The sequence below is a fragment of the Holophagales bacterium genome (assembly GCA_016719485.1).
Classification (GTDB): domain Bacteria; phylum Acidobacteriota; class Thermoanaerobaculia; order UBA5066; family UBA5066; genus UBA5066.
Genome location: JADJZB010000009.1, coordinates 166,454 through 180,258 on the forward strand (window position 1 = coordinate 166,454; position 13,805 = coordinate 180,258).

Consider the following 13,805-nt stretch of genomic DNA (forward strand, 5'->3'; position numbering starts at 1 on the left):
CATGAGTGCTTCCCTCTCGCGCCGCGACCTCCTGGCCGTCTCGGGGTCCCTCGCCGCCTCCGCCCTCCTTCCCTCCATCGCCTCGGCCGCCCCCGCGAACGTCGCGGCCGCGAAGGGCGTGACGCTCGACCTCAAACCGATGCTCCTGAAGCTGCGGCACACCTGGACGATCGCGCGCAGCTCCTCGGACGAGAAGAAGAACGGACTCCTGACGCTCGCGTCGGGCGGGATCACCGGCTACGGCGAGACGGCGGCGAACAAGCGCTACGGCCAGAGCTGGGAGAGCGGCGAAGCGGCGTTCGCGAAGGTGAAGGCGGCCTGCGCGGGGCTCTCCCCGTGGGAGCACCTCGCGTGGCTCGAGAGGGCCGAGGAAGCGGCCGGGGGCGACTCGCAGGTCGTCGCCGCCCTCGACATGGCGCTCTGGGACTGGAAAGGGAAGGCGGTCGGACAGCCGGTCTGGAAGCTCCTCGGTATCCCGACGGGGCGGATGGCCCAGACGACGTTCTCGATCGGCATCGACACGCCCGAGGTGATGAAGGAGAAGGTGAAGGAGGCCGAGCCCTACCCGCTCCTGAAGGTGAAGGTGGGCCTCCCGGGCGACGAGACGAACGTCGCGGCGATCCGCTCGGTGACGCAGAAGCCGATCCGCGTCGACGCGAACGAGGGGTGGGCGACCGCGGAGGAGGCGCTCGCGAAGATCGCCTGGCTGAAGACGATGGGGATCGAGTTCGTCGAGCAGCCGCTGCCCGTCGCGAAGAACGCCGAGATGAAGGCGGTGAAGGCGGCGTCCGTCCTCCCGCTCGTGGCGGACGAGTCGGTCCTCCACGTGAAGGACGTCCCGTCCCTCGTCGGCCTCTTCGACGGCGTGAACGCCAAGCTCGCCAAGTGCGGCGGCATCACCCGCGCCTACGAGCTCGCGGCCCTCGGGCGCGCGCTCGGCTTCAAGCTGATGCTCGGCTGCATGATCGAGTCGTCCCTCGGCATCGCCGCCGCCGTCGCGGTCGCCCCGCTCTACGACTGGCTCGACCTGGACGGGAACCTCCTCGTCGCGAACGACCCGTGGAAGGGGCTCGTCCTGAAGGACGGCCGGTGGGATCTCCCCTCGGGGCCGGGGCTCGGCGTCGTTCCGGTCTGAGGAAAAAGCCGGCCTTTCAGGCCGGGGCGACCCCTACTCGGCAGGTGGCGGAACGAGCGGCCGGAGCTCCTCCGCGAGAGCGAGGCCGCGTCGAACGACCTCGTTCCACGGGAAGAGCGCTCCGGGGTCGATCTTGCGGCCCGGAGCGATGTGCTCGTGCCCGGCGATCCACGGTACCTCGAGGCCGAACTGCGCCGTCAGGACGCCCGTGAGCCTCGCGACGGTCTCGATCTGCGCGCGCGTGAAGGGAACCCGGTTCCCGTCGCCGGTGATCTCGACGCCGACCGAGCTGAGGTTCAGGACCGACCGGCCGTGGAGGTACGAGGCCCCCGCGTGGAACGCCCGGTGCTCGAGCGAGACGAACTGGTAGAGCCGTCCGTCCCGCCCGACGAGAAAGTGCGAGGAGACGAAGCTCGACGGCTCGAGGAAGAAGGCGATGCACGACTCGTCGTCGTCCATCGCCGTGTGGTGGAGGACGAGCGACGTCAGCGGCTCGATCCGCCGGGGGAGCCACCCGTCCCAGGAGGAGTTCGGCATCGGGACGAGGCAGGCGTCCGCGAGGTCGCCGCCCGCCTTCTCCCACAGCTCCCAGAAGAGGCGGTCGGCGCCGCGGTAGACGCGTTCGAGGTGCGGCCCTCCGGTGCGGGCCTCGAGCGGCGTCAGCTCCACCCTGGGAAGGGCCGGCTGGCGTGGGCGCTCCTCGGAGAGGTCGATCGGGGGGCGGTCAGGGAGATCCTTCGACCACGCGTCGACGACCTCCCTGGCGATCTCCCCCATGGCGTGGTTCGCCGCCAGAGAGCCGCCGCCCGGGATGCGGTCGGCGAAGATCGCGAAGACGAACGTCCCCTTCGGCGTCGTCAGGACCCCGGAGTCGGCCCTGACGCCGCTCATCGTGCCGGTCTTGCCTGCCCAGGCGTTTCCAGGCAGCGAGGCGAGGAGACGCGGGATCCGGTTCGCCGTGCGCGGGTTGGCGGCGAGACGCATCGCGAGATGGCTCGACTCCCTGTCGAGGAGCGTTCCCGTGGCGGCCCGGCGCCAGAGCTCGGCGGTGTCGCGCGGGGTCATCCGGCCGAGCGGCTCCCACGGCGCGTCCTCCTCGGGAGACCCGAGGTCCGGGATCCTCCCGACGAGCTCGATCCCGGCGAGTCCGAGCTCGGCCATCCGGCAGTTCACCGTCTCCGCGCCGAAGGCGTCGATGAAGTGGTTTGCCGAGGTGTTGTCCGAGAGCGCCATCATCAGGCGCAGGAGGTCGCGACGGGTCGGCGCGAGCCACGGCCCGAACTCGTCGAGGACGCCCGAGCCGGCGGCGACGGCGCCGGGAGGGACCGGCCACCGCTCGTACAGCTCCAGCGTCCCTTCGCGGCTCCTCGCGAGCGCCTCGACGAGGAGGGCGAGCTTGACGATGCTCGCCCCCTCGAACGTCTCCGTGTCGCGCCAGCGGAGCTCGCGACCGCTCTCGACGTGAAGGGCGACGACCCCCATCCGCGCACCGCTCGCCTCCGCGTGCCGCGCGACGCGCCGGGCGAGCGGCTCCGACGGCGGGGAGACGAAGAGCTCCCGGGGCGGGGCGGTCGCGCAGGAGACGAGGATCGGGACGGCCGCCGAGAGCGCCGCGATCGCCGCGACGGGGCCGCGCCTCACGCCGGGGGCTCCTCCTCGGACGGGGCCGAGAGGACGCGATTCTTCCCGGTCGTCTTCGCCTCGTAGAGCGCGGCATCGGCCCGGCGAACGACCTCGTCGGGTTTCGGCGAGGCCGGGCGAACGGCCGTCGCGACGCCGAGGCTGATCGTGACCTGGAGCCGGACGCTCTCGACCGCCGCTCTTGCCGCTTCCGCCGCTGCCGACGGAAAGCGCGGGACGTCGTAGAAGGCGTCGGCCTCGACGGAGTGACGGATCCGCTCGGCGACGATCGCGGCACCCTCGGCGTCGGTGTCGGGGAGGATGGCGAGGAACTCCTCTCCTCCCCACCGGCCGACGAGGTCGCACGAGCGGAGGGCGGCGCGCAGGACGAGCGACGTCCGGCGGAGCATCTCGTCTCCGGTGTGGTGGCCGTGGTTGTCGTTGAAGACGGAGAAGTCGTCGATGTCGATCATGACGACCGACAGGGGAGGAGCCGGCTGGGTCTCGGTGGCCTCGCCCCGCGCGAGCGCGAAGGCCCCCGAGCGGCGACGCAACCGTTCCCACTCGCGCGCGAGGGCCTCCTCGGTGGCGCGCCGGTTCGGGAGGCCGGTGAGGTAGTCGGTGCGCGCGGAGGTGACGAGCGTCGTCACGTCGTGGAAGACGACGAGCTGAAGCAGACCCTCCGGCAGGTCGACGGCACGGATGGCCATCTGCACTTCCCGCCGCTGGCCGTCCGGGAGGGCCAGCGCCGTCTCGAACGCCTCGGGCGACGGTGAGGCGAGAAGCCGGGCCAGGCGGGGCCGCTCGGAGGGGGGGACGACCTCGAGGAGGAGGCGGCGGCCGGCCAGCTCCTCCCGCGTCGTCCCCACGAAGCGGGCCGCCGCGTCATTGGCGTGGACCACGAAGCCGTCACGAAGCGTCACGAGCGCCTGCCCGGCGTCGGACAGCGCGTCCATGAGCGCGGTCTTCTCGAGGAGCTCGGACCGCCGCCGCGCCTCGTCCCGGCCGCGCTGGAGCGCCTGCCCCACCGGGGGGGCGAGCGTCCCGAGGAGCTCGGCGTCGGCCTCGTCGTGCTCGGCACCCCCCGACGCCCACACGACGAGGACGCCGAGGTCGTCGCCGAGGGGCGCCCCGAGCCACGACGTCCCGGGGATTCCCGCGGACGCGAGGTGGCCGGCCGCATACGCCTCCCCCCAGGCCGACGGCCCGAGGCAGACCGGCCTCCCGATGGCCAGGACACGTCCGGCAACGGCCCAGATCGCCTGTCTCACGTCGTCCCCGAGCGACTCGGGTGCCGAGTAGAGGAGATCGACACGCGCGGTCCCGGGGTCCGGCCCGACGACGGCGAAGCACTGTGCGGGGAGGAGCCGGGCGAAGAGCGCGTGGGCCACCGGGAACAGCTTCTCCGGGACCGGAGACTCCCGGACGGCCCGCAGGAGCGCCAGGATGCAGTCATGAAGGGCGGCGGCCCTGCGCTCGGCCGTGACCTCCCTCGCGACGATCGCGAGGCCTCCCGTCACCGGGGTGACGGACAGGTCGGCGAGGAAGATCGACCCGTCGAGCCGGCGGTGCCGCACACACCCCCGAAATCCGCTGGCGAGGGGCTCGGGGAGCGGCGAGGGGGCACCCGGGCGGGCGACGACGAGGTCACGGAGACGGACGTCCTGAAACGCACCCGCGGGGATGCCGTGCAGGTCGTGGAAGGTGGCGTTCGCCCAGGTGATGCGTCCCGAGGTGTCGGTGATGGCGAGAGCGGCGTCGACCGTGGCGAAGGCGCGCGCGAGGATCTCTCCCTGGGCGCTGAACCCGTTCGCAACAGACATACGTCGAAAGGATAAGGCGTCGGCCTCCCGAACGGTTTACTAGAATCGGGTCCTGGCCCCCTCCGGAGCACTCGCCCCGCCGACCGCCGGCCGTCTCGCAGCCCTCGACCTCTTCCGGGGGGCGACGGTCGCCGCCATGCTCTTCGTCAACAACCCGGGGAGCTGGGCCTTCGTCCTCCCGCCGTTCGGCCACGCCCAGTGGCACGGTTGCACGCCGACCGACCTCGTCTTTCCCTTCTTCCTCTTCATCGTCGGGACGGCCTCGGTCCTCTCTCTCGGCAAGCGGTCCGCACAGGGGGCCGCCCGCACCCAGCTCGCGCGGCATGCCCTCCGCCGGGGAGCGACGATCGTCCTCGTCGGCTGGGCGCTCGCCGCCTTCCCCTTCACGCTCCACCGGCTCCTCCACCTCAGGATCCCGGGCGTCCTGCCGCGCATCGGCCTCGTCTACGCTCTCGGAGCGCTCCTCCTCCTCGCCGCTCCCGTGCGGCGGAAGACGGCCTTTCTCGCGGTCGCCACCGCGCTCCTCCTCGCCCTCCACACGGCGCTCCTCTTCCTCCCCGGCTACGACCTGACCCTCGAGGGGAACCTGCAGACGGCCGTCGATCTCGCGCTCCTGAAGGGACACCTCTGGAAGCCGGCGTGGGACCCGGAGGGAATCCTCTCGACCCTCACCGCGCTCGCCACGATGCTGACGGGAGCGCTCGCGGGACTCCTCCTCACGTCGAAGGCGCCGCTGAAGACGCGCCTCGTGGCCCTCGGCCTCGCGGGTGCGGCCGGCGTCGTCGGCGGTCTCGCCTGGCAAGCGTTCGGCCTTCCACTCAACAAGGGGCTCTGGACCGGCTCCTACGTCCTCTTCTCGTCGGGTGCGGCCTGCCTCTCGCTGCTCGCCGCCCTCGTCGTGGTCGACCTCCTCGGCGTGAAGCGCCCCTTCGCCCCGCTCTTCACGTTCGGGACGAACCCGCTCCTCGCGTTCGTCCTCTCCGGCCTCCTCGCCAAGCTCCTCGGCCTCGTGAAGGTGACGGTCGCTGACGGGAACGCGGCGTCCCTTCACAAGCTCCTCTTCGACGGGGTCTTCTCGCGGGCGGGGGAGCCGTACCTCGCCTCGCACCTGCAGGCGCTGGCGATCCTCGCCGTCTGTTGGGCCGTCCTCAGGTACTGCGAGAAGAGGGGGTGGTACTGGAAGGTCTGACGGGCCGGAGCGGTCCGATCAGCCGGAGGCGAGAAGCCGACGCGGGGTCTCGCTAGCCGCGTGGCGCGCCTCCTCCAGTGTCGCGACACCGGAGGCGGCCAGCCGCGCGACGCAGTCGGGCAGGAGCGCGGCGCTCCCGGCGAGGTTCCCTGAGGCGTTTCGGACAGCGCCGTCGGTGACGGTGAGCGTCTCTCCCCAGACCAGGTGATCCCCGTCGGGGAGCCCCGCGCAGGGGGCGGCGTCGCTGATGAGGACGAAGCCCCCGGGCCCCTTGCAGCGCCTCACGAGGGCGAGCATCTGGGGGGAAAGGTGGTGGAGGTCGGCGATGACGTCGACCGTCACCTCGTCGTGGAGGAGGCCCCAGCCGATCGGTCCGGCGTCGCGGTGGTGGAGAGGCTTCATCGCGTTGCCGAAGTGGGTCATGTGCCGCGCGCCGCGCCGGAGCGCCCCGTCGAGCGTCGGGACGTCCGCCTCCGTGTGCCCGAGCGAGACGAGAAATCCGCGCTTCACGAATGCGGAAACGAGATCGAGCCCGCCCGGGATCTCGGGCGCCATCGTGACGATCGAGCGTCCGGGGAGGTCGCCGACGGCCTCGAAGAACGCGCCGACCCGGCGCGCGTCGCTTCCGTCGAGGAGCGCGTCGCGGTGCAACGCGCCCGACCGGTTCGGGGAGACGAACGGTCCCTCGAGGTGGATGCCGAGCGGCATCGCGCCGCGTCCGTCGCCCGGGCGGCGCGAGCGGACCCAGGCCGAGAGGCGCGAGAGGAGCGGCGCCAGGGCGTCGAGCGGGACCGGGACGAGCGTCGGGACGAACCCTGCGACGCCGCGTTCCTCGAGGCCGAGTGCGAGGCGGTCGAGACCGGCTTCGTCCGCCGTCAGGACGTCGACGCCGAAGGCACCGTGGAGGTGAAGGTCGATCAGGCCGTTCGCCGCGGTCAACCCCACGTCGGCTCCTCGTCGAGCGCCCGCGCCACGTTCCCGCTCAGCGCCGCGATCCACTCCCCCGCCTTCTCCACCGGCACGCCCCACCTGCCGGAGACGAGCGCGACGGGCAGCTCCCAGCCGGCACTCTCGAGGAGCCGTGCGGCGGGCTCTGGAGGAAGCGCCAGCACGCGCCCGACGATGTCGATCGCGCGCCGTTTCAGCTTCACGTTCGTCGGGCGCATCGCGATCATCTCCCCGCGGTAGACGAGACCGCGCCGCGCCATGACGGCGGTCGAGAGCATGTTGAGGACGAGCTTCTGCGCCGTCCCCGCCTTCATCCGCGAGGAGCCGCGGAGGACCTCGGGGCCGGTCTCGACGAGGATCGCCAGGTCGGCGATCGCGGCGAGGCGTGAGTGGGGCGCGCCGACGAGGGCGACCGTCAGGGCGCCGAGCCCCTTCCCCCACCGGAGAGCTCCGGCAACCCAGGGCGTCGCGCCGCTCGCGGCGATGCCGAGGACCACGTCGCGCGAGGTCACGCCGGCGAGCCTGACGTCCTCGGCCCCCTGCGCCTCGTCGTCCTCGGCTCCCTCCACGGCGTTCACGAGGGCCTCGCTCCCGCCCGCGATGAGGCCCGTCACGAGGCGCGGCGCGACGCCGAACGTGGGGGGCAGCTCCGACGCGTCGAGGACGCCGAGCCGCCCGCTCGTGCCCGCCCCGGCGTTGATCCACTTCCCGCCGGCGTCGAGGCGCGCGGCGATGGCCTCGGCGGCGTGCGCGACCTCCGGGAGGACGCGTCCGACGGCCCGGACGGCCTCCAGGTCGGCCTCGTGGATCGCCGTGACGTACGCCAGCGTGTCGATCACCGCGCCCCCTCGGCGAGGGCGAGGCGGATGGCGCCGATCTCGGGGATGTGGGCGGGCGGGCCCAGCCGGGCGCGGGGCGCGCCGGCGAGGAGCCCTGCGCGCAGCGGCGCCAGGACGAGCTCGCCCGCGGCGAAGACGCCGCCGACCGTGGCCACCGTGACGGGGTCGCCGGCGATGCCGAGCTTGCGAAGCACGGTGAGCGCCGTGAGCGCCAGCTCGCTGCCGGCCCAGCGGAGGATCTCGAGCGCCGCGTCGTCGCCGTCCCGCGCCGCGTCGAGAACGATCGGGAAGTAGGCTGCCGTGTCGGTCGGCCCCGCGCCGGGGCGGAACAGCTTCTGGACCATCTCGACGGCCGAGCGGGTCCCCTCCGAGGAGTGGAGGGCCTCCCGCATCTTCGTCCGGGGCCCCCGGCCGTCCACGTCGCGCGCCACGGCGGCGAGGCCGCGCCGGGCGATCTCGGAAGCCGAGCCCTCGTCGCCGATGAGGGCTCCCCAGCCCCCCGCGCGCTCCTCGAGGCCGTGGGCGTTCCGGCCGAAGCAGATCGCGCCGGTCCCGGCGATCAGGACGGCGCCCGAATCGGCCACGGGGTCGGCGAGGGCGCCCGCGAGCGCGATCCTCGCGTCGGTCGTGATCCGTACGCGCCCGGTTCCGTAGACCGCCTCCAGCGCGACGACGAGCCGGCCCTTCATGGCCGAAGCCTCGACGCCCGCCAGGCCGCAGGAGATGACGGCGACGTCGGAGCGGGAGGCGCCGGCCGCCTCGAGGGCGTCGTCGATGGCCTCCGTGACCGACTGGACGAGACGGGGAACGGGGACGGTGGTGGCGTTCGCGGGGCCGGAGGCGCCGCGGCCGAGGGCGAGCAGGTCGGATGCCGTGACGAGGGCCCGCGTCCGCGTGCCCCCGCCGTCGACGCCAACGTAGAGGTCGGGCATGGGGGAATCGTACCGCCGGAAAGAGCGCCGGACCGCCGCCGTCCGCGCGCGGACCCGGGGAAAGAGAAAGGGCCCGCGGATCGCTCCGCGGGCCCCGAAAGTTGGTGGCGAGTGCCGGCTAGAACTCGAGCTTGAGGGCGAACTGGAACCGGCGCGGGTCGTAGAAGGTCTGATACGTCCCGGGGTTGGCCGTGTGGACGTTGTCCTGGACGTTGTACCCCGTCTGGTTGTCGAAGATGTTGAAGACGTCGACGCGGGCCTCGATCCGGAAGGTGTCGCCGATCGGGAAGGCGTGCGTGAAGTTCAGGTCGAGCTGGTAGTGATCGTCGGTCGTGCGCGAGCCGGCCGGCTCCGCGTAGCGGTTGGAGTCGCTCGTGCTCGTCGTCTGCGAGATGTACGGCTCGTAGCTGTGGTACTCCCACGGCTGGCCCGACTGGTAGATGGCGTACGCGCCGACGGAGCTCTTCCAGGGAAGGGTGTAGGAGCCGTAGACCTTGAACTGGTGCCGGCGGTCGCCGCGGAGGTCGCCGTACTTGAAGTTCCAGAGCTGGCGGCCGGCGCCGTCGCCGATGTTCGACGAGCCGATGAAGATGTTGCTGTCGTTTCCCGTGCCGCTGCCGGCGCTGTTGTCCTGGTCGAAGTTGCCGTAGTAGTGGCTCCAGACGTACGAGCCGCGGACGTAGGCGTTGCGGCCGCGCCACTCGGCCTCGAGGCCCGCTTCGTAGTACTTCGTGAAGGCGCCGTCGAGGGCGGCGATGACGTACGACGACCCGCCGATCTCATTGCGGATCGCGGCCAGGTTCGGGATGTAGAGCTCCCGCGGAATCCCTTCCGGCGGGTTGTAGAGGAGGCGGGCGTCGTTGTTGGTGTCTTCCCAGAAGTTGTCGGACTTGCGGTAGCGGCCGTGTATGCGGCCGTTCCAGCCGCCGCCGAGGTCCTTGGTCGTGCCGATCATGTACTCGTCGGTCTTGCGCGGGTCGAGGCCGTCCACGAAAATCTTGCCCGATGAGCCGGCCTCGGGGGTGGAGCCGATGAACTTGCCGTCGGCGTCGAAGTAGGCGTTGACCGTCACCGCCGAGTTGCGCGCCCACGACGCGGCGCGCGGCAGCGAGCCCGCCGTCGGGACGTAGCGGGCGAAGTTCCCGTAGACGGTGTTCGCTCCGCTGTACGCCCAGACGATGCCGAGCCTCGGCTGGAGCGCGTCCCCGAAGCCGATCTCGTGCATCTGGTACTTGTTCCCCTGGGCGACCTCGAACCCCGAGACGGTGCCGTCCTTCTCCCGGAGGCCCTGTCCGTAGAGCAGGTCGTTGCTCATCAGGAGGCCGACGTTGACGGTGACGTTGGACCACCGGATCGAGTCGTTCAGCTCGATGTTGTGCGACACGTACTGGGAGTTGATGGTGGGGACGTCGAGGATGCCCTGCTGCTGCACCTGCGCCTGGTAGTAGACCGGCCTCCCGGCGCAGGCCGTGGCGGCCGTCGGGCAGTTGATGCGGCCGCCGGGCACGGTGACGAGCCCCCAGGCGTTGGAGGTCCGGTAGAGGTCCTCCTGGTCCTTGGAGTACTGGTAGCCGACGTGCACGTTGTGTGTCACCTTCTTGCCGAAGGAGACGTCGTAGCCGAGCTGGAAGCTCTGGCGGTAGAAGTCGTCGTTGTCGTACTGCGACCCGCCGCCCACGCGGCCACCGCCCTTGCTGACTCCGTCCTGGACGTACCCGTACCGGTTGATGATGGGGGCGATGAAGGCGTTGTAGGCCGTCTGGCCGGTCACCGGCACGGGGATGGTCACGAGCCCCATCCTGTCGAGCGCCATGGGGTCGATGTTGACGCTGCCGTCGAGCGACGGCGCGAGGGAGAGCGCGGTGTCCGGTCTTCCCTGGTTCGGGTTCCGGAAGTCGGTGAACTTGGCCGTCGCGTAGCTGCGGTCGTTGATGATCCAGGAGCCCTCGAGGATCGCGATCTTCTGCTTCGCCTCGTAGCCGTTGCTGGTCGAGGCGGCATAGGCCTCGCCCGCCACGCTGTTCTTCTCCTCGCGGTCCGAGGTCCGGTACGAGCCGTTGAGGAGGATCGACGCGGCCGGCGCGTACGTGAGCTTTCCGAAGAACTCGTTTCGCGAGTTCTCGTAGTCGTCCGGGACGTCCCCGTAGAGATTGGCGCGGTTCTCGCGCGTGCTCTCCGGGCGGTAGTAGGACCCGTAGAAGAAGAGCCGGTCCTTGACGATCGGACCGCCGATGTTGGCGACCGCCCAGCTCTTGTCCTCGTCGAACACGGAGGCGCTGGTCGTCTCGCGCTTGGCGACCGTGCTCTCGGGCTGGATCTGGTAGGAGAGGCTGCCGTGGAAGGCGTTCGTCCCGGATCGGCTGACCGTGTTGATCGAGATGCCCGCGGAGCGGTTGAAGTCCGTCGCGTCGGCGCCCCCCTTCACGACCGCGACCTGCTCGATGTCGTGCGACGACGGCTCGGCCGAGAGCGTGCCGAAGAGGGGCAGGGTGACGTTCACGCCGTCGAAGGCGTAGGTGTTGTCCTGGCCGCTGCCTCCGGCGCTCGGTCCGCGCGTGCCATCCTCGGTGTACTGGACGCCGGGGACGAGCTTCACGAGGTCGCGGTAGTCCTGGCCGACCGGCAGGGCCTTGATCACCGAGTCGGTCACCGCGGCCTTGAGCGCGGACGATTCGGTGTCGAGAAGGCTCGCCGTCGCCACGACCGTGACCTCACCCTTGAGCGATGCGAGAGCGAGGGACGCGTTGACGATCGTGTCCTGGCGCAGGACGACGTCGGCCGCGCGCTTCACGGTCCCCATGCCCGAAAGCGTGAACGTCACCTCGTACTTGCCGGGCGGCAGCAGCGGGAGGCGGAACTCGCCGTTGTTTCCCGAAACGGTGTTCCGGGGCTGCGGCAGCACGTTCGCGGTCGCCTGGATGGAGACCCCGGGCAGGGTCGACCCGTCGGCCATCGTGACCTTGCCGACGATGCTTCCGGTCTGCTGACCGAACGCTGGTGTCGCGATGAGAACCACCAGCAATGCCCTCAGGAGCCACTTCATGTCGTCTCTCCTCCCTCTCTAGCGGTCGCGCCGATGGGCGCGAAACAGATCGAACCGAGAAAACGGACGGGAAATAGAGACGAAGTCTAGCACCGGGAATTCGTCTCTTTACGGGCCGACGAAGGCGTTTCCGAAAGCCTGGAGCCCCGCGACGGCGTCGGGCGCCGCGCGGGTGGGTTTCAGGGAAGCAGGCCGGAGAACAGCCGCTCGTCGGCGATGAGCCGCCGGGTGGCCGGGTCGGCGCGCGCCCACGCCGCACGGATGCGCTCGCGGCTGTCGGGCTCGCCGAGCAGCACGCTGACCTGCGCCCGCTTGAACAGCGCCATCGCCGCCTCCGGGTGGTCGGGCGGGACGCGATCGAGGGCGGCCCGGGCGTCGTCGAGCCGGCGGGCCGCGAGATAGAGCACGCCGAGCTCGAGACTGCGCCGGAAGCTCGATCCCTGTAGGTCCCGAGCCTGCTCGAGCGCCCCGATCGCCGGCCCGGTCTCTCCGAGCTGCATGCGCAGGAGACCGACCTCGGCGAGGCGCGTGCCCGCATCGCCGGAGAGCGGCACGGCGCGCGTCAGGAGCTCTGCCGCTTCGGCGAGCCGTCCCTGGCGGGCCCGGACCTGGGCCAGCCCCTCGATCGCCGCCAGGCGGTCGGGCTGAGCGGCCAGCACGGCCTCGAAGTGCCCGGCGGCCAGGTCGTACTGGCCCTCCTTCAGGTGGTGCATGCCGAGGTAGTGGCGCACCTCGATCGAGCGCGGGTCGATGCGCCTGGCGAGGTCGAACGTGGAGAGTGCGGCCCGTTCCCTGCCGAGCATCGACTGGCAGACCGCCAGGCGCACGGCCGTCATCAGGTTTCCGGGGTCGCGCGCGAGGATGCGCTCGAAGGACTGGGCGGCCCTGGCCCAGCGTTCGTCGCCGAAGGCGAGCGAGGCGGCGTCGAGGTCGCCGAAGAGCGCCGTCATGTCCGCGGCGCGGGGCGCGCCGGCGGGCACCGCTTTCGGCGTCTCCCCCGAGACGAGGTATCCGAGGCTCGCGAGCCGCCGGCGCTCCTCCTCTGCGAGGGGCGTCGAAGGGGTGACGGCGCCGCCCTGTCCCGGCAGCGGGTACGCGGCGACGGCGCGGACGAGCGCCCGGTCGGGCGTCACGAGCCCGGCCAGGTCGCGCTCCTCCCGCGGATCGTCGACGACGTCGTAGAGCTCGAGGCGCCCCGAGAGGATCAGCTTGTGGCGGCCGGCGACGGCCATCACCTGCGGCTGCCAGCGGTAGTTCAGGAACGGCTGCATCGCCTCGCCGAGCACGGGTCCGTCGGCGGGGGAGAGAAGCCCTCCCTCGGCCTTCTCTCCGGCCCAGCCGAGGAGCGTCGCGTGGATCTGGCGCAGGCTCACCGGATCGGAGCGCGTCCCCGGCTCGACGCCGTCGCCGGCGAGGACGAGCGGGACCCGCATGACGCCCTGGTAGAGGAGGTTGCCGTGCAGCATCTCGCCGTGATCGCCGCGCCCTTCACCGTGATCGGCGGCGACGATGATCCGCACCGAGCGCCCGCCCCGGCCGGTCTCGAACGCCGCGAGCAGGCGCGCCAGGTCGTGGTCCATGGCCGCGACCTCGCCCTGGTAGGGATCCGCCGGGAAGCGGCTGCGGAAGGGCTCCGGCGGGGCGTACGGCTCGTGCGGATCGTAATAGTGAACCCAGAGAAAGCGTGGCCGCGCATCGCCGGCCGAAAGCCAGGCGAGCGCGCGGTCGGTCGTCTCGCGCGAGCTCCGCTCGACCTTGCCCGCTCCGAACGCGTCGTCGTAGCGCTCGAACCCCCGGGCGAGCCCGAACGGACGCTCGAGCGGATACCCCGAGACGAAGGCGGCCGTGCCGTAGCCGAGCTGGAGCAGGCGTTCGGCGACGACCGGGACGTGGTCCCCGAGCCGGCGGCCGTTCTCGTGGACGCCGTGACCGGCCGGGGTGAGGCCGGTCAGCATCGACGCGTGCGACGGCAGGGTCGTCGGTGCGGCCGCGTAGGCCTGGCTGAAGCGCATCCCGCGGGCTGCCAGGGCGGCAAAACCGGGTGTCGCGGCGTGGGACTCGGGCGCGAGCGCGTCGGCCCGCGTGGTGTCGAGCGTGACCAGGAGCAGCGACGGGCGCTGCGGCGGCGGTGCGGCTCGCTCGGCCTCGCGGGCGCAGCCGAACGCGAGCGCGAGGGCTGCGGCCGTGACGATTCGGAGGTGGAAGCGGCCGCCCTGGACCATGAGGCCGGGAAGTGTAGTCGACCGCGATGCCCGATCCTGGCCGGCGGCCTCTTC

8 protein-coding genes and 1 pseudogene are annotated in these 13,805 nt (G+C 71.7%); 2 read left to right on the top strand and 7 right to left on the bottom strand.

Annotation, left to right across the window (positions count from 1 at the left end; translation table 11 throughout):
- Position 1 precedes the first annotated feature (1 nt).
- Positions 2-1,135, top strand: a complete 1,134-nt coding sequence (locus IPN03_08425) for a dipeptide epimerase (GenBank protein MBK9373742.1) — start codon at positions 2-4, stop codon at positions 1,133-1,135.
- 33 nt (positions 1,136-1,168) lie between these two features.
- Here the strand turns inward: IPN03_08425 and IPN03_08430 are convergent, their stop codons facing one another.
- Both IPN03_08430 and IPN03_08435 read right to left on the bottom strand, forming a co-directional pair.
- The gene (locus tag IPN03_08430) at positions 1,169-2,776 is read right to left on the bottom strand and encodes a serine hydrolase (protein MBK9373743.1); all 1,608 of its coding nucleotides are present in this window, start codon (positions 2,774-2,776) and stop codon (positions 1,169-1,171) included.
- A complete protein-coding gene (locus IPN03_08435) occupies positions 2,773-4,578 on the bottom strand; it encodes a sensor domain-containing diguanylate cyclase (protein ID MBK9373744.1) in 1,806 nt (601 codons plus the stop codon). Before IPN03_08435 ends, IPN03_08430 begins: the two co-directional genes overlap by 4 nt.
- A 136-nt stretch (positions 4,579-4,714) precedes the next feature.
- On the opposite strand from IPN03_08435, the pseudogene IPN03_08440 reads away from it, so the two are divergent.
- Positions 4,715-5,125 (top strand): annotated as a pseudogene (locus tag IPN03_08440) (DUF5009 domain-containing protein).
- A gap of 660 nt (positions 5,126-5,785) precedes the next feature.
- Here the strand turns inward: IPN03_08440 and IPN03_08445 are convergent.
- The 5 genes from IPN03_08445 to IPN03_08465 all read right to left on the bottom strand — a co-directional run bounded on the left by IPN03_08445 (position 5,786) and on the right by IPN03_08465 (position 13,751).
- A complete protein-coding gene (locus tag IPN03_08445) occupies positions 5,786-6,712 on the bottom strand; it encodes an N-acetylglucosamine 6-phosphate deacetylase (GenBank protein ID MBK9373745.1) in 927 nt (308 codons plus the stop codon).
- Positions 6,703-7,554: an N-acetylmuramic acid 6-phosphate etherase gene (locus tag IPN03_08450; protein ID MBK9373746.1), complete on the bottom strand. Its 852-nt coding sequence runs from the start codon at positions 7,552-7,554 to the stop codon at positions 6,703-6,705. The genes IPN03_08445 and IPN03_08450 overlap by 10 nt, the downstream gene beginning before the upstream one ends.
- On the bottom strand, positions 7,551-8,486 hold the full coding sequence (locus IPN03_08455) for a hypothetical protein (GenBank protein MBK9373747.1): 936 nt from the start codon (positions 8,484-8,486) through the stop codon (positions 7,551-7,553). The genes IPN03_08450 and IPN03_08455 overlap by 4 nt, the downstream gene beginning before the upstream one ends.
- 118 nt (positions 8,487-8,604) lie before the next feature.
- Positions 8,605-11,529 (bottom strand): carboxypeptidase regulatory-like domain-containing protein, encoded by a 2,925-nt coding sequence (locus IPN03_08460; protein MBK9373748.1) that lies wholly within the window; start codon positions 11,527-11,529, stop codon positions 8,605-8,607.
- A 179-nt stretch (positions 11,530-11,708) separates the two neighbouring features.
- Positions 11,709-13,751: a sulfatase-like hydrolase/transferase gene (locus IPN03_08465; GenBank protein ID MBK9373749.1), complete on the bottom strand. Its 2,043-nt coding sequence runs from the start codon at positions 13,749-13,751 to the stop codon at positions 11,709-11,711.
- Positions 13,752-13,805 lie beyond the last annotated feature (54 nt).